This is a genomic window from Lactococcus allomyrinae (genome assembly GCF_003627095.1).
In the GTDB taxonomy this organism is placed as follows: Bacteria; Bacillota; Bacilli; order Lactobacillales; family Streptococcaceae; genus Lactococcus; species Lactococcus allomyrinae.
On record NZ_CP032627.1, the window covers coordinates 1,295,563 to 1,313,294 of the forward strand.

Sequence of the window (17,732 nt, forward strand, 5' to 3'; positions counted from 1 at the left end):
TTTAAGAACTGGGGTAGCTGGATTCGAACCAACGCATGAGGGAGTCAAAGTCCCTTGCCTTACCGCTTGGCTATACCCCAATATTTATACCATTCCCTCAAACATATTATACCAAAGGCATTCATTCTAGAGGGATAAAGCGACAAGCGAAATGACTAGTGACAACAACCAACTGATATGGTATGATGCTACTTTTACTTCATGAAATCAAACTTCACCGAATGAATCACCGTTTTACAACAAAAATTATTCTATCAAAATTCAAGTCAAAATTCAAGCCACAACCTTTTCATTTTTGTTGAAAAAAGCGCAAAAAAAGCATGAAATTAATAATTTTCCTGCTTAGATTGATAAATTATAAGCCTTAATTGCTTCCTCAAGAGCATCTTCAAATGTTCGAGCAACGGCAATTTCTTTACCTGACATCACCACCACAAATGTTCCAAACTCTTCTTTAATTTCGGCAATGGTTTTCTTACCAAGATTAATTACGGCACCAGTTGCCGTATCAATAACTTCAAGTTCTGTATCTTTTTTCTTTGACATAGAGTTATTTTACTATAAAATATGAAAAATCACAATAGAAAAAAGCGAGCTTTCACTCGCCTCATTCTGCTTATGATAACTCAGCGATTACAGCTTTAAGTTGTGCTTTACTTTGCACACCAACAATACGTTTCACTTCTTCACCATCTTTTTTGAACATCAAAGTTGGGATAGACATGATGCCAAATCCTTGAGCTGTTGCTGGATTTTCATCAACATCCATCTTGCAAATTTTGAGTTCTGATTCATCAAGTTCTTCAGAAAGTTGTTCCAAAATTGGCGCTTGCATACGACATGGACCACACCAAGTTGCCCAAAAGTCAATTAAAACAAGTCCTTCTTTTGTTTCTTCTTCAAATGTTGCATCTGTAATATTGTATTCCATTTCTTCTCCTGTAATACTCAATGTATGAAAGAATTATTCCAAGTTCTAATTCTTTCCTCAATTTATTTGGAAATTTTTGGGTGTATGGCACTTCAGAATCTATGCATAAGAAACTATAGCTAACTCCGTTACAATAGATTGGTGTTACTAGGCAACTTTATGGCAAAAAACATTGCCATGATATACTTCGTTCTCCGAACGGTCTACGTTCGTTTTTCACACCACTCCACTATCCGTTTGCTTGACCGTTAAAGCAGCAGAGGCAAAAGATTACAGTTACCACTAACCACTTCGTCTTATCGTTTCAGCAATGTAGAGCGAATGGACAACTGTGGTATAAAACCTTACCAGATTTTAAAGTGGAACTAGTATAAAATCTAAATTCCAAGTATGACGTCAACTTATCCCAATACATCTATTCTAGTGTATTTTAGTTTATATTTCAAGGAAACTGACTTTTTTACACCGAAAAAAACCTGCCTTTATCAAGGCAGGTACATGGTCCTAGATTTTCTATCGTCTACACTTAAATACATCCTTTCGACACTTCTCTGCAGACAATACACCCATCTCTTCTCTGCAATATTGAAGAGAGAGGAACTAAGGTTGGGCAAATCTTACTCGACTTACCTTTGGAATAGGTTTGCGCTTGTTCGCTAACCACTATCCTATATCGCTTATTCGTTATACAACCCTCAATAAATTGGAGTTGCCTGCAATATCATACCCAGAGCAACGCCATGCTGATATAGTCCACCAACGAACCATTCTCCAAATTCGAGGTAGAAGTGGAAACAATACAGTTAACACCAATGTCGCCCCGACACCATCCCTTGTGTTAACTTATGACTAGCTTTCACGCTCACTTTCCTTGAAAATCTAGTTCCTTCAAAAGATAAATTACCTTTATCTTTCTTTAATATTATTATATCAAAATTCAGACAATTGGCAAAATAATATGCTTATAACCTATTCTCATAAAATTCCTTCTATCATTTTTGTCCAGAAAGTTAGATAAATTGAACAAAATGGAGCATTTTCACTCGAAAATATGTGTGCGCAGAGAATCTTGAAAATCGTAACTCCAAAACTACAGCTTGACTTACAGCTTTAGTCGCATAGCAAGTGGACAGCGGAGCAACGTTGAATCCAAAGCGTCACATCTCCACACTAATTTTGCGTAAAAATACGCAACATAATGGACAATATTTTCTCTGAAAATAACTGCTTATTATTTTACTTCAATATTGCGATTGTTGCCCCTGACCCACCAGCGTTAATCGGCGCATATTCGTATGATTTAATGTGACGATTTTTCTGAAGTTTTTTCTGTACCATTTCTCTGATTACTCCTGTACCGATTCCGTGAACAATCGTAATCTGCATCAAATTTGCAAGCAGTGCTTGGTCAATATAGTTGTCCAACTCAAGCTCTGCCTCTTCATACCTCAAACCACGCAAGTCAAGCTGCGCTTTGACTTTGCTGGATACTTTTTTGGTAATATTTTTAGTTTTTGCTTGTTTTTGTTCTTCTGTTTCAATTACTTCAAATTGGCTTTCTGCAAGTTTTGTCGTAATTGAGCCCATTTGAACAGTCCAACGTCCATCTTTTTCGAGACGAATGAGCTTTCCTCTTTGTCCAAAACTCATGACATTGACCTCAGCTCCTTGTTTGAGGCCACGTTTTGCTTTAGCTTTTTTGAGTACCTTGTTTTGACTAAAATCAATCGTTGGAGCAAGTGCTTCAAGCTCTGCCCTTGCTGCAATAATTTCATGAGGTTTGAGGGTTGCTTTATCATTAAGGTTTTTGAGAATCTCTTGAGCTTCAAGACTTGCCTTTTTCACAAGTTCTTGAGCTTCTTTATGGGCTTTTTCAAGCTCCATCTCACGCTCACGATTAATTTGATTGTAGACCCGCGTTAAATCTCTATGAAGTGCTATATTTTCGCGTTCCACTTTTTTAATATGATTAGCACTTTTAATGACCTCACGCGTTTTTTCTTCAAGACTTTGAATCATGTGATTCACGTCATGCTCTTCATCCGAGATCTGACTGCTTGCTTCTTTGATAATTTCGGCAGAAAGTCCCAATCTTCTTGATATTTCTAATGCATTTGAACGCCCTGGAACACCAAGTTGAAGATGGTAAGTAGGCTGCATCTTGTCAATATCAAACTCCATACTAGCATTGATGACGCTATCTGTTTCCACACCATAGGCTTTCAACTCTGGATAGTGTGTACTTGCTATTGTCTTGATTCCTGCACGACGAAGTTGCTCTAGGATGGCAATCGCAAGCGCTGCTCCTTCTTTCGGATCAGTACCAGCACCAAGTTCATCAAATAATACTAGACTGTTATCGTCTGCTTTTTCAAGAATGTGAACAATATTTGTCATGTGACTAGAAAATGTTGATAAACTTTGCTCGATAGATTGTTCATCTCCAATGTCTGCAAAGATTTCATCAAAAAGATGAACACGACTTCCTTCACCTGCCAAAATTGGCAAACCTGACTGTGCTAAAGCAGAAAGCAGTCCTACAGTCTTGAGTGTAATCGTTTTACCACCTGTATTCGGCCCTGTAATCACAATTGTGTTCAAATCTGCTGAGAATTTTATATCATTTGCTACAACAGTATTAGAATCAATCAAAGGATGGCGCGCTTCAAAAAGCGTAATATCTTTTTCCTCTGTAAGTGTTGGAATAGTTGCTTTATGTTTTGTCAGATAAAGATACTTTGCTCGAGTGAGGTCAATGTGTCCAACTAACCAAGCGTTTTGACGAATTTCTGTGGTGTAAGGTTTTAACTCTGCTGATAATTCTCGGTAGAGACGTGAAATTTCATTTTTTTCTTCGATGCGTTTTTGATTGAGATTGTTATTTAGTGCTACTACAACATTTGGCTCGATATAAAGCGTTTGCCCACTCGCTGACATATCGTGAACAACACCTGGAATCTTGTTTTTATTTTCTGCTTTGACGGGAAGCACTTGACGGTCATTACGGATAGTGATGACATTTTCTGTCAGCACTGACAGGTTCTTTGTCAGCATTTCTTGCATGATTTTACGGATATCAGACTGATAACGCTTGATGGCACCTCGAATACGGAGTAAATCCGATGACGCATTATCATAAAGACTCCCAGCATTATCAAAGATTTCTAGTTTTTTTGTCAGTACTGACAAATCAACGACTTTATCCAAAGTGAGTTGTAAGGTTGGTATTTCTACATTCTCAGCTGCATCAAAATATCGTGCAATATTGACGCCAAGCTGAACCAATTTTTTTATTTCGACAAATTCCTTGCCGTTAAGTTCTCCATCAAGCTCTAATCGCCTAAGAATTTCTGTCAAGTCTGTTGTTTTTGATAGATTTAAAAGTCCGTTTTCTTGCGTGAGAATACGGAAATCAGAAAGTTCATCAAAAAGAAGCTGAATTTTATTTTGGTCAGTAAGTGGGAGAAGTTCTGTCAGTTCTTCTTTCCCTTGAGCGGTTGTCAAATCATTCAAAAATTGTGATTTAACTTTATCATACTCTAATATTTTTAAGATTTTTTTATTCATTTTTTAACTAAGTGGATTAATGTGGACAATATTTTCAATAAATAAATTTTGAAGTAATCCTGATGTTATTGGTGTATGTAATACCATGAATCTGGCAAGAAAGCTTGCATCAATATGACTCTGAACCGTTGCAAGCGGCACTAAGCTCAGGGTAATGAGCAGCATTTGCAATCCAAAATAGGTCGCTGCAAGGCCTAATACTCCTGCAATAATCTTACCATTTTTTCCTAGTGGTTTCATGGTGAATCGTAGAAAAAGTCCAATGAGTCGGATGATAACATAAACAACTACAAAAATCATCAGAAAGGCTACTCCCGCATAGAATGCTTCATCTAGATGAAAAAGCAAGTCATTGCTAAACAGCAAAAGATGTGAGTTTTCTGTAGCACTTGAAAAAGGAATCCACATACTAATCTGCTTGGCAAGTCCTTTATAGTTATTCGCTGCGACAATCGCTGAAAGAATTGTTCCAAAGCTATAAATAGCTTGCAAAATCAGACCACGTGAGTAGCCAATCATAAATGCCCAAATAAGTGCAATTAAAATAATCAAATTTAATAACATGAGAAATTCCTATTTTTTTAGAGGTTATTTATCTAGTGAAATCCAGTTGTCCTATGGATAATTCATTGTGTACTCTTCCTATTATATCGTATTTCATCAAAAAAACGTAGCCCTGAATTGAGTTACGTAAAAGACTTGCATGAAGTCAAGACTTATTCAGTGGGAGTTTCGTAAAACATTTGTCCATTTTCTCTAGTCGCTGAAGCGACTGATAAAAGGGCAACTCACCGCTGAATTTAGTCGGACGAAATTCAAAGCTTGCCATTTCGTCTTGTCGCTTCAGCGACTTAGAGCGAATGGACAGCGTAGCATAGCGAAGATAGTACTGCTTTATCCCTAGGTAGGGGTATTAGCACGCACTTGCTTTGATAAATTTATCAATAATTTTATGAAATCAATTCATTTTGCTTTTTTGCACATATCTAATAACCTATCAGAAGAGTGATGAGGAATGTCCTTTTCTTATGGCATGATCTAGCGTCAAAACTTTTGTCATTGCATTGATTGCTGTGACTGCTTCTCCAAAGCCAACCGACATCAGAGGGACTTTACCTATGTAATCACTCGCATCTCCAGCAGCATAAAGTCCCTCAATATTTGACTGCTGTTCACGGTTTGTTTTCACACGACCATTGCGACTTAGCTCAATCTCATCAATCAAATCAATGTGATTCGTCACAAAACCATAATTGACAAGTATCTTATCTACTGACAAATTGACTTTTTCGTCAGATTTTACTTTTGTCAGCAACAATCCTGTTTCTGTCAGTGCTGACAGGGTATAAGGAACATAAATTTCCACACTTGACTCAGATACTTGCTCAACAGTAATTTCATGAGCTCGAAATGCGGTCCTCCGATGAATAAGATGCACTTTTTCTGCAATATTTTCAAGCATCAATGACCAGTCCAAAGCAGAATCTCCACCTCCAAGCACTGCAACCCTTTTTCCTCGGAATTCTTCGAGCGACCGGATAAAATACGATATTTTTCCAGATTTAGCAAATTGTTCCTCGTGTTCCAACCCTAGCTTTCTCGGGGTCAAAAGTCCAGCTCCTGTCGTTAATAACACCGCTTTTGCACTTCTTTTTTCCTTGTCAGTGCTGACAAAAAATCCGTCAGTAACTTTTTCAATTTTTTGAACAGATTCGCCTAGAAAAAGCTCGTGAGGCACTCGTGCCACTTGTTCTAAAAGGTTTTGGGTCAAATTAATTCCTGAAATTACAGGCAATCCTGCAACATCATAAATCAATTTTTCAGGGTATAGATTTTGTGGTTGTCCCCCTGCAACTTCCGCAGACTCAATCATTGCCACAGATAAACCTCGCATTCCAGCGTAAAATGCTGCATAAAGTCCAACAGGACCCGCTCCAACAATAATCAAATCTACATTCTGCATTTCAAACTCCTATTTTATACTCATTCATCTCGAAATTTTCCAAAAACGTAGAGATGAACTACAAATATACTGTCTTATGATAAATTTGCTTTTCATTCACAACTTTGACATAGTGCATCAAGGCCGAAACAGCATTAAGATGTATTTCTTATAGATAAATCCGTGTAAACAATTATCTTGTATTTTTCACGGTAACTCTATTATTACCAGTTTTTCTAGAAATGTCAAATACTTTTTACTTTACATCTCTTTTTAATAATTTTTTACTGACAGAATTTCTGTCAGTAAAAAAAAGCCCCAAAATGGGGCAATTACTCTTATTTTGTGGATTGACGTTCAATGATTTCATGGTCCAAAATCAATTGATTTTCTTCCACTTCTTCTTTAAGCATCAATTTTGTCAAAAGACGCATTGCAACCGCACCTAAATCATAGAGTGGCTGATTAACAGATGTTAAGCTTGGGTAAGTATATTGCGTAATTGGTGAATTACTTCCTGCAATAATTTCAAAGTCCTCAGGTACTTTGACTCCCTTAGCCATCAAAGCCGATAAAACGCCAACTGCGACCGTATCATGAGCCACAACAACGCCTGTTACTCCTCTATCAAGTAAACGTTCGACCAAAACCTTCCCTTGTTCATAACTATAATTGCCTTCAAATACTAATTCTTCGTCAAACTCAAGACCAGATTCAATCAAAGCTTCTTGATAACCAACCATGCGTTCAATGTTTTCAGCATCAGTCAATGAACCCATGATATAACCAATTTTCTTATTTCCATTTTTAGCAAGTTTTGTTGTTGCTTGATAAGCAGACAGATGATAGTCAATATTGACTGATGGAAGTTCTTTATCTCCATCAATTGTCCCAACTAGCACAACTGGTGTACGCGTATTTTTTAGCGCGGTACGTACCTCTTCATCTAAAGACGACCCCATGTATACGATTCCATCAACTTGCTTAGACAGAAAAGTTTCAAGAATTTTCCCTTCTTTTTCAACATCATTATCACTGTTAGCTAAAATCATGTTGTATTTATACATGGAAGCGATATCATCAACTCCACGTGTAATTGCTGCAAAATAAGTTGAAGTGATGGTTGGCAAGATAACGCCCACTGTTGTTGTGCGCTTACTTGCAAGACCACGTGCTACCGCATTTGGACGATAGTCAAGCTCTGCGATAGCATCCAAAACCTTCTGGCGCGTCTTCTCTTTCACATTTGCATTCCCGTTTACAACACGGCTAACCGTTGCCATTGAAACTCCAGCGACACGTGCCACGTCATAAATTGTTGTTGTTGATTCTACCATATTCTGGCTGACCTCTTTCTTGTGTTTTGTCCACAGTATTTATGAAAACCATTTTCATTTACAAATTTTATCATAAACTGTAAACCTTTTCAACCATCAAATACGTGATTTTTTAGAAAAATTAGCGTAAAATGAAAATAAGATGCTTTTTAAGAAGTAAAAATCTTAAAATGCTCATTTTCATAATTTGGAGGACATATTTTGAGCAAAATTGAACGTATTTCAGATTTTCTGAACGAAAAAGAAGTCGATATGACTTTTATCACCAACCCAACGACTCTCAATTATCTGACTAGCCTTGCAATCGACCCACACGAACGCATTGCTGGACTGATGATTTTTAGAGATTCAACACCTATGCTTTTTACTCCAGCTCTAGAAGTTGAAAAAGCAAAAGAAAAAACAAATGGCTTTGATATTTTTGGTTACGAAGATGCTCAAAATCCTTGGGAAGTAATCAAAAATCATGTCAAAGCAACTGTAAAATCAATCGCTGTTGAATTTTCTGACATTCCTCTCTCAAAAATAGAAGGGCTGAAAGCACAATTTGGCGAAAATATCGAATTTGTCAACCTCACACCACTCGTTGAGCGGATGCGCCTGATTAAATCTGCTGATGAGATTGAAAAAATGAAGATTGCAGGAGATTTTGCAGACAAATGTTTTGAAATTGGCTTCACAACAGCCGCTGAGCGCAACGGTGTAACTGAATCTGATATCGTCGCAAAAATTGAATACGAAATGAAGCGCATGGGTGTACCCCAAATGAGCTTTGAAACTATCGTTTTATCAGGAGCTAGAGCTGCCAATCCACACGGTGTTCCAGAAGAAGTCAAGATACAAGAAAACAAACTTTTGCTCTTTGACCTTGGAGTGATGAGTCATGGTTATGCCTCTGATGCTACACGAACAATTGCGATTGGAACACCTTCCGAATTTGATGCAGAGATTCACAAAATTGTTCTCGAAGCACAGCTTGCTGCTATGGATTTCATTAAACCAGGTGTTTCTGCTATTGAAGTTGATAAAGTCGCGCGAGATGTGATTACTAAAGCAGGTTATGGTGAATATTTCAACCATCGTCTTGGTCATGGGATTGGAATGGATGTTCATGAGTTTCCATCAATTGGTGGTTCAGAAGACATCATCGTCGAAAAAGGGATGTGTTTTTCTGACGAACCTGGTATTTATATTCCTGGTAAAGTTGGTGTTCGGATTGAAGACTGTATCTATGTGACCGATTCTGGTTGTGAAAGCTTCACGCATACTAATAAAGATTTAATGATTTTCTAATACTCATAACTTCTAAATCATGTCATATTAAAGAGCTATATAGAGCTACATATAGTATAAAATTCTATCGTATTTTGAGATAAAATAACTAAAAACGTTCCGTCAGTACTGACAGAACGTTTTTTTAATTTTGGATAAACAAAAAAACCTGTCATAGTATAAACTCACATGAAAGTTGTGAACTTATACTATCCTATCCTGAAAAATTGATGCAAAAGCACCTCATCTCTCGAACAGCACTGACAGAGTTTATTTTTTATCAATAGTCTAAATCATCAGCATGACCTGCACCATTTCCAACGAAATAGCCTGTTTTGTCATTAATAGACACAAGATAGCTTCCGTCTGGAGCATAAAGATTGTAATATCCACTTACAATGCCCGCTGGGAAGCCTTGGCTACCGTTTGTCGTATGGATAGCCGTTGGTACAAGGATATAGCTATTTCCTTTAATATAACCTCGCGCACGACAAATATCTAGAACTTTCTGCAAGATACCATCACCCCAAATAAAAGCTGAATCATTTGGATTAATACCCGCTTGTGGTTGAACACGTGCTTTCGCAGTATCAAGTGTCACGCCATTAGCACTCAAACCGCCATTATTTGTTACTACACTTGTTATCCCTGAGTTACTCGTGTCTGTACTCGTATTAGACTCAGTAGTATTTGTTGATGGCATTGTATTACTTTGTGTACTATCTGATGATGAGGTCGTTCCAGCTGAAGTATTTTGTGTTGAAGATGCTGCAGTATTATTTTTTTCTACTTGCGACTTAGCCAAAGCAATCGCTCTAGTTAGTAATTTATTTAATGTTTCATTACCTGTTTTAGGAGTGGCAGGAATTTTTACATTACTTATCACTTTCGGAGTAGTATCAAACTTTCCGTCAGTAATGACAGCCTTAGTAAATAAAGCGTTCACAAGATTAATCGCTGCAATTTGATCTTTCAAATCTTGTGTTTCGGAAACGGCGTTAGACCAAGCCGTTGCATTTTTATGCGGACTAATCATTTTTTCAAGAGTAGAAAGTTGAGTAAACTGATTATTTTTTAATGCCACATGAGATTTATCAGTAAAGAAAGCATCGTAAGCTTTATTGAATTTATCTAAATCCGATGATTCACTATTACTTTTAGCCGTCTGTACTGGTTTTGGATGCTGATTGGCATTATACTGTGCAAAACCAACTGCACCTGCTCCGAGCAAAACAACTGCACAAGCACCAATAATGATCGGTATTTTTCTATTTTTACCTTTAGAACGACTCAATACTTCTTGATTTTCATCTGAAGGAGCAATAACTGGATTTTCTGAAATTTCTGCCTGCTCTTTGATATTTTCTTCTGTTTCGTTAGTGCTGACAGTTTCTTCTGTCAGTGGCACTTCATTGGCTGACATTATGATAGGAACTGGTTCTTGAGTTACCTGTTGCTCTAAAACTTCTTCATTTGATTTTTCTACTGACAGTTTTTCATCAGCAAATGATTCTTCTCTGTCAGTAGGTGCAACTGTCATCTTTGACTTTTCATCAACATTTTGTGCTGCATCCACCATAATAACAGGGTCTAGAGTAGGTTCCTTTTTCTCTATATCACTCTCTTCTTTAGCATCATTATTTTCATCAGAGATAATCTCTTGCTCTGATTCGACTGCTTCTGCTTTTTCCTCTTCGTGACTGACATGAGATAAAAGTTCTTCCTTGTCAGTACTGACAGGTGTTTCCTTCAAATCATCAGTTACATTTTGCTCTTCAGACTCTTCTTTCTCCTCTGAAGGACTTAACTTTTCACGCTCATTTTGGATAAACTCATCTAAATTTTTACTCTTTGCTTCTTCAATTTCGCTCCGATGTTGGCGAATATATTTATCCAGCACTGACTCATTTTCTTGGTTTTCCTGATCTACTCGCTTTGATTGTTCGACAATCTCCCCCACAGTAAAATCCTTCAAATCTTGCAGTTTTAGCGTCTTTTCACCGATTTGCTTTTGGTTATTATTTTTTTTATTCTTGTTTGACATTTTTCCTCCGAATAAGACCTCACTTCCCCAATCTCTAGGACAAGAAAATGATAAATCAGAACACAAGAGCGACTCAAACTCAACTATTCCAATACAACGCTCTGATAAACTTAGTCTACACTGAACTTACTATAAATTTGTTGTAAAAATCAACAACGAATTAACGCTGCAGTCTAACTTCATAGCGCAGAAACAGCACCATGACACGTATAAAGTTAGTCTAGTATAGCACAATTTATGGCATCTCACTCATCAATGCACATCCGCAAAAGATTATTTTATACGCTTTCCAAAATACATATACAAATCAGCACGCAATGTTCCATTATAGAGTTTACGTTTCTTCGTTGCTTTTGTACCATAATGCTGCTCAAAAGCTACATCACTTGTCAAAATATACTTACTCCATGTTTGAAGCGGGGCAAAAGTTTCTCCCATTTCTGCGTAAAGTCGTGTGACACTCTCCTCATCATCAAGACGGACACCGTACGGTGGATTGGAGACGATTACTCCATCAAGCTTATCCGTCTGAAAATCTTGAAGTCGCATTTGTTTATATTCTATCACATCTGAAAGGCCTGCCGCAAGTGCATTGCGTTTCGCAATTTCAATCATTTTACCATCAATGTCCGTTCCTTGAATATCCAGCTCCAAATCACTTCTCACTTGCTTGCGAGCTTTCACACGTTCTGATTCTAAAATGTCATCCTCAAACCAAGGCCATGCTTCAAATGCAAAATTTCGATTCATTCCTGGTGCCATATTTAATGCCAACATTGCTGCCTCAATGGTGAAAGTTCCAGAACCACATGTTGGGTCAATAAAAGGTCGTTTGGTATTAGCTAACCAATTGGTTAATAAAATAATCGCAGCAGCCATATTTTCTTTTAGTGGTGCTTCACCCTTTTCCGTGCGATACCCTCGCTTAAACAAAGAATCTCCCGTTGTGTCAAGTAACACCGTTGCCACATCTTTGTGCAGAGCGATTTCAATAGAAAATTTAGCACCATTTTCGGGAATAGGTACACCTTCAGGACGATGATAAGTCTTTTGTAACTTCTTCACAATTGCTTTTTTGGTAATTCCTTGAACAGAAGGTTCATTATGCAATGTAGATTTAACTGATTTTGCTTTACTTACAGGAAATTGGCAACCAAAAGGGATTAATTCAGCCCAAGGAAGCGCATACACTCCTTCAAACAATTCATCAAAAGTTTGGGCTTTAAACTCTCCCACTACAATCTTCACTCTGTCTGCCGTGCGCAACCAAAGATTAGTCTTAGCAATGGTAGTCAAATCCCCTTTAAAAAATACACGTGACCGATCATCAATTGTCACATTTTCAACATCAAGTTGGCGCAATTCGCGAGCCACAAGACTCTCAAGTCCAGCCGCAGCTGTTGCCACTAATTTAAATTCTTTTTTCATTAATTTCTTCTTTTTCCTTATATGTTATATTGAATACTTCAAAAGTCTAGTTTTCCATTAATCAGCATCAGACTATAATAAAATCATTCTTGAACATCTTTAATTAAAAAAAGGCGAGGCTAAAAGCCCCAGCCTGTGTCATACAGTTTTCTATAAGCCATGTTTTGTTCCAGTCTAAAAGACCTTCGATAACCATCTGTCTGCCAAAATCCGAAGAAATCAGCCTCAACCACGCTTTCATTTCAGCTAGTTAAGTGCCCCGACCATAAGTTTGGGTTGCTCGCTTGAGGGGTTTACCACGTTCCATTCTTACGGTTTCCCGCAAGACTCGTCTCTATGGCACTTTTATAGGCTACTTTCACATATTTTTGAAAATCAAAAACTTAGTGATTTCGCCAGCCGTTAGGCATGACGCTCCTACCTAGGTTTATTGTTTAACCTAGCACAAACACTGCGTGCATCTCAGCAACGCGCGAGCATGGACTTTCCTCACGATTTTTAAAAAATCGCGCGATTATCCGAAAACTGTTATTCTATCGCAATTACACTGCCAAATGTTGTAACACAAGTGGAGCTATTGCTTCTGATTTCAGCACAAGATCTGCGCTAAAACACAAAAAAATTATTCTGAAAACCTATTTTTGTTCAATCCTATGATATTAATAAACCTAAGCATATCAGGCTAACTCAATAGGAATGGGCATAATATTTTTGATATTATCAGAACACATCAAACAAAGTTTGAACTAACGACAACGAATTGACTTTGCAGATTAAGCAAGCAAGTTAACACTTTGCATTTATGGCTTCATTTACTATGCGCGAAGCCATAATACCGAAAACTAGACACAACAAAAAAAGCACAGCAAAAACTAGTTAGTCATTATCATTTGCAATACCATTTGGACCAAATACAGCTTGTTCCAAACGATTAATACGTTTCAAAAGGTCAAAATTACTTGGGTTACGCAGTTCAGTTTTTGGCTTACTTACGCGTGATTGAAGGATTTGGCTTGGATCAAAGCGTTGCGTATCATCAAGATTCGCTTGATTTGGCTTAGATACTTGCATCTCCAATTCAGCAATTTTTTTCTTTAAAAATTCATTTTCTTCTTGTAAACGCAGAACTTCTGTTTGATAAGCTTCATAATCTGCGATAATATCATCAAGGAGTTCATCAACTTCCTCTTTATCATATCCACGCATTTTGGTTGAGAAGTCTGCTTCATAAATATCTTTGGGAGTAAATTTAAATGTTGGCATTTTTACCTCTTTATCATCATTATAAAATGTCCGTTACTAATCATACCAGATTTTCACACTTTTTTCAAGGTCAATTTGATTAAAGTGATATCAAACAGATAGGCTTTATCTGCAACACTTGTCTTAACAGCAAAATCTAGTTGAATCAATTCCAACAAACTTTTCTTTAAAAAATCCGAAGAAAGTTTTCTTACGAGTTGATTAGCAAGTTTTACAGGATAAGGATGTATTTTCAAGAAACTCACCTGTTGTTGTTCTTGCCATCGTTTTTCTTGCATTAATTTTACTTGAAGATAAAGACGATACGAATTAGTTAAAATTGCCAATATCTTAATCAAATCTTCTCCTTGCAAAGTTAAATCGTGGACTAGTTCACGAGCTTCATCAATTTTCCCTTTAAAAATTAAATCTGTTAGAGCAAATATATTATCTTGTAAAGATTTAGGGACAACTTTCTCTACATCATCAGTCGTTACTTCACGTCCTAAAGCATAAGTTTGTACCAAATCAATATTTTGCTTCATAATTGAAAAGTTATCATTTGATTTTTCAGCAATTTTTTCAAGTACATTTTTTTTCAGTAGAGTGACTTGACCAAAATACTGGATAAGTTCTGAAGTTTTTAATTCTGTGGCTTCTAGTAGGTAGGCTTGTGATTTAAGTTTTTTTACAACTTTTAATCGACTATCCAACTTACCATGCAAAATCAGAACGAGCTGAGTTGTGCTAGAGGGATTTTCAAGGAAATTTTCAAAGCGTTTGAGCTGTTTTTCATCCAATACACTTTTCTTTACAGTCGTTAGATTAACTAGATTCTCTAAGATAACAAGTCTTGAATCTGAAAAAAACGGAAAAGATTCAAGTTCTTCCAGAGCGAGATTAGCATTTGTAGTTGTCAAATCATAATATGCTTGACTTAAATCTGTTGGTTCAAAATTGACAAAATCTAAAATCTGACCTTTCAACTCTTGTACCATATCGTCTGCCTCACCAAAAATAACTAAAATTTGTGGTAAGCCTTCATTTTTTATTTTTTCAAATTCATTAAATACACTCATGGATTAGTCACCTTTTTTAAAAGTAGTCCTAAGACAGCAACTAGTGCAAGAATTACAATTAATATAATTCCAATAAAGGCACCACCCCTACCGACAGTTCCTAAAAAGCCCCCTGCTCGCGCATTTCTAATAAGCTCATTATCTGGAACTGCAACTCGCTCCTCAGCACTTTTGTACTTTTCACTTGGATCAAACTGAGCATAACCGAAACCGACGAAACCTTCATCCTCAGTAAATTTGTGTCCTTTTATTGCATCATCCCAAGTAACCGCATGGACTTCTCTCACTCCAGGAACAACAGAAGATGACATTACAAATTTATTTTCTCGTAATTTCTGCGAAAGTTTTAGAACTTCGTGATTCATCCCTCCACGGATAAATCCTTCTTCGTTATGATTCTCAAAAAAATCTAAACGCATTGCCAACTGTCCTAGTATTTCATCAACAGGTCCTTTTCGCTCCAACAACACTAAGCTATAAGCAAGTATTTTCTTTTCCGTAGAGGACAAAAGTTTATCTTGTGACTGAAAAACCTCATAAACCTCTTGCATCAAATCCATCTGAAAGGTATGGTTCTCGCTTTCATTCATCATTATCTAACATCTCTCCATCTGGACTGACAAGCACTTTACGCGGTGTTGTCCCTTTAGCAGGTCCTACAACTCCTTGTGCTTCCAGCTCATTCATCAGATCAGACGCACGATTGAAGCCAACTTTTAATGCACGTTGAAGCTGTGCTGTTGAGGCTTTTTGGGCAATGATTACCATATTTCTTGCTTCTTCAAAAAGAGGATCTCCTGAGCCTGTATTAGAAGCTGAATTTCCGGTCGAACTTTCATCAACATCTCCTGGATCAAAGCTCTCATCATACTGCGCTTCCGACTGTGCTTTGATGAAGTCAACGACAGCTTCAACATCAGCATCAGATAGGAAAGCACCTTGCAAACGAATAGGGTGATTCTCATCAATTGGTTTGAAAAGCATATCTCCACGTCCAAGCAGTTTTTCGGCACCATTTGCGTCTAAAATTGTTCGTGAATCTGTTCCTGAAGAAACCGCAAAAGCCACTCGTGATGGAACATTTGCCTTAATTAAACCGCTGATGACATCCACAGAAGGGCGTTGTGTCGCAAGGATCATGTGAATTCCTGCTGCCCGCGCCTTTTGTCCTAGACGAATAATCGCATCTTCAACTTCTTTGCTCGCCACCATCATCAAATCTGCCAGTTCATCTACAATGACCACAATCAAAGGAAGTTCAAGCATTTTATTCTCAGACTCAGCGTTGTATTTTTGAACCTTTTCATTGTAACCTGCAATATTTCGAACACCATACTGGCTGAAAAGTTCATAACGATTTTCCATTTCATCGACTACTTTTTGAAGCGCTCGTGAGGCTTTTCTAGGATTGGTAACAACTGGTATCAAAAGATGAGGAATATCATTATAAACAGAAAGTTCAACCATCTTTGGATCAACCATCAAAAACTTAACTTGACTTGGCAATGCCTTCATCAATATTGAGGTAATAATCCCGTTGACAGCTACTGATTTTCCCGAACCTGTTGACCCTGCAATGAGTAAATGAGGCATTCTTGTCAAGTCGAAAATACGCATACCACCGTCTAATGATTTTCCAAGTGGAATCTCCAAGAGCTTGTTGGGATTGGTTTTGCCACCTTCCCACATTTCTCTGAAGCCTACGGTTGCGACTTCAGCATTAGGAATTTCAACACCAACTAATGATTTCCCAGGAATTGGTGCTTCAATCCGGACGTCTTTGGCTGCTAGAGCGAGGGCAAGGTCGTCAGACAGATTGACAATCCGTGATACTTTTGTCCCTGTTGCCAATTTGATTTCATATTTTGTGATGGAAGGGCCAACCACTGCTGATTCTACCGTGGCTGCAATACCAAATGATTTGAAAGTTTCTTCAAGAATACGGATATTTTTTCGGACATTTTCGCGCTCTCCTGATTGATTTTTGACTGGTATCTCTGCGAGTAAATCAATCGTTGGGAGTTTGTAGTTACCCTGATAATGAGTAGGAGAAAAGTTTACAGCTTCTTCTGGAACTTCCTCATCAAAATCTGGGACAGTGTCATCTTCAAAGTCTGGGATATTAATAGGAATTTCCGTTGAATTTGCTTCTTCAGGATATGCCATGTCTGGCTCTATCTCCAGTTGCTTTTCAGTTTCTAGATTTTCTAAAGCTTTTGCTGCTTTCTTGGCTTCTTGTTTTTCTGCATGTTTAACTTTCCATTTGGCGATTCTTCCATGAAGTGCAGTGCGCATTTTGGGAAATAGTCCTGGAATCAAGAGATAAATCGCAATCAGCCAGAGTATAACAGCGATAATATAAACACCAACGACTGAAAAAAGTGCTTTAGATGGGCTAAAAATTGCTGCCCCAATAATTCCTGAACCTACAAAATGCGTGACTTTTCCAGACATCAAATCGTTCATCACAAGAGACAAAGTTTGTCCAAAGTCTTTTGCGAGTTTAATCTGAAAAATAAGCATTAAACCTATAAAAAATAATATTCCAGCAGGAATAAGACGTTGATTTTCTCTAAAAATTTGCTTTCTAAAAACGGAAATAATCATTGTAAAAGCAAGTAATATCAAAAATAATATCGCTAATGAGCCAACGAATAATCGCGTGATATTATAAAAAAGCACCCCAACAATTCCAAGACGAAATAGTGCAAATAAGATTAAAATGAGTCCAACAAAAAAGATAATCATTCTTCTCGTTGCAGCTTTTTTTTGCTGTTCTTTCTTCGTTGTTCTGCGTGTTGTTTTTTTCTTTACAGGCATTTTTTTACTTCACATTTCTTTATTAAACTTATTTAATTCTGTCAGTATACTGACAGAATGCTCATCAATA

Annotated in this window: 13 protein-coding genes, 1 tRNA gene and 1 other RNA gene; 1 reads left to right on the plus strand and 14 read right to left on the minus strand. The window is 37.3% G+C overall.

All coding sequences use genetic code 11. The annotated features are described in order from the left end of the window. Window positions 1–8: 8 nt before the first annotated feature. The 7 genes from D7I46_RS06075 to ccpA form a co-directional block, all read right to left on the minus strand. Window positions 9–80: transfer RNA gene (locus D7I46_RS06075), tRNA-Gln, on the minus strand. Between the two features lie 262 nt (window positions 81–342). After that, entirely contained in the window at window positions 343–546 is a 204-nt protein-coding gene (locus D7I46_RS06080) for a DUF2969 family protein (RefSeq protein WP_120772084.1), read from the minus strand. A 70-nt stretch (window positions 547–616) separates the two neighbouring features. Next, window positions 617–931 carry a thioredoxin gene (gene trxA / locus D7I46_RS06085; RefSeq protein ID WP_120772085.1) on the minus strand — a complete coding sequence of 105 codons (315 nt, stop codon included), beginning with the start codon at window positions 929–931 and terminating at the stop codon, window positions 617–619. Window positions 932–2,167: 1,236 nt separating this feature from the next. Continuing rightward, a complete protein-coding gene (locus D7I46_RS06090; RefSeq protein WP_120772086.1) occupies window positions 2,168–4,498 on the minus strand; it encodes an endonuclease MutS2 in 2,331 nt (776 codons plus the stop codon). Between the two features lie 3 nt (window positions 4,499–4,501). After that, complete coding sequence (locus D7I46_RS06095) at window positions 4,502–5,062, minus strand: CvpA family protein (RefSeq protein ID WP_120772087.1); 561 nt, start codon at window positions 5,060–5,062, stop codon at window positions 4,502–4,504. Window positions 5,063–5,495: 433 nt separating this feature from the next. Then, complete coding sequence (locus tag D7I46_RS06100; protein ID WP_120772088.1) at window positions 5,496–6,461, minus strand: NAD(P)/FAD-dependent oxidoreductase; 966 nt, start codon at window positions 6,459–6,461, stop codon at window positions 5,496–5,498. Between the two features lie 317 nt (window positions 6,462–6,778). Then, window positions 6,779–7,777, minus strand: coding sequence for a catabolite control protein A (ccpA, locus tag D7I46_RS06105; RefSeq protein ID WP_120772089.1), 999 nt, complete (start codon window positions 7,775–7,777; stop codon window positions 6,779–6,781). A 201-nt stretch (window positions 7,778–7,978) separates the two neighbouring features. Between ccpA and D7I46_RS06110 the strand changes: the two genes are divergently transcribed. Beyond that, complete coding sequence (locus D7I46_RS06110) at window positions 7,979–9,070, plus strand: M24 family metallopeptidase (RefSeq protein WP_120772090.1); 1,092 nt, start codon at window positions 7,979–7,981, stop codon at window positions 9,068–9,070. A gap of 259 nt (window positions 9,071–9,329) precedes the next feature. Here D7I46_RS06110 and D7I46_RS06115 read toward each other — a convergent pair whose 3' ends face one another. From D7I46_RS06115 to D7I46_RS06145, 7 genes are all read right to left on the minus strand, one after another. Beyond that, the gene (locus D7I46_RS06115; RefSeq protein ID WP_120772091.1) at window positions 9,330–11,093 is read right to left on the minus strand and encodes a cell division site-positioning protein MapZ family protein; all 1,764 of its coding nucleotides are present in this window, start codon (window positions 11,091–11,093) and stop codon (window positions 9,330–9,332) included. Window positions 11,094–11,366: 273 nt separating this feature from the next. Next, window positions 11,367–12,521 carry a THUMP domain-containing class I SAM-dependent RNA methyltransferase gene (locus tag D7I46_RS06120; RefSeq protein WP_120772092.1) on the minus strand — a complete coding sequence of 385 codons (1,155 nt, stop codon included), beginning with the start codon at window positions 12,519–12,521 and terminating at the stop codon, window positions 11,367–11,369. 148 nt (window positions 12,522–12,669) lie between these two features. After that, window positions 12,670–13,047: RNase P RNA component class B (gene rnpB, locus D7I46_RS06125), an RNA gene on the minus strand. A gap of 350 nt (window positions 13,048–13,397) precedes the next feature. Continuing rightward, a complete protein-coding gene (gene gpsB / locus D7I46_RS06130; RefSeq protein ID WP_120772093.1) occupies window positions 13,398–13,784 on the minus strand; it encodes a cell division regulator GpsB in 387 nt (128 codons plus the stop codon). A 53-nt stretch (window positions 13,785–13,837) separates the two neighbouring features. Beyond that, entirely contained in the window at window positions 13,838–14,842 is a 1,005-nt protein-coding gene (holA, locus tag D7I46_RS06135; protein WP_120772094.1) for a DNA polymerase III subunit delta, read from the minus strand. Then, entirely contained in the window at window positions 14,839–15,435 is a 597-nt protein-coding gene (locus tag D7I46_RS06140) for a hypothetical protein (protein WP_120772095.1), read from the minus strand. The genes holA and D7I46_RS06140 overlap by 4 nt, the downstream gene beginning before the upstream one ends. Continuing rightward, on the minus strand, window positions 15,425–17,662 hold the full coding sequence (locus D7I46_RS06145; protein WP_120772096.1) for a DNA translocase FtsK: 2,238 nt from the start codon (window positions 17,660–17,662) through the stop codon (window positions 15,425–15,427). Before D7I46_RS06145 ends, D7I46_RS06140 begins: the two co-directional genes overlap by 11 nt. Window positions 17,663–17,732: the final 70 nt, after the last annotated feature.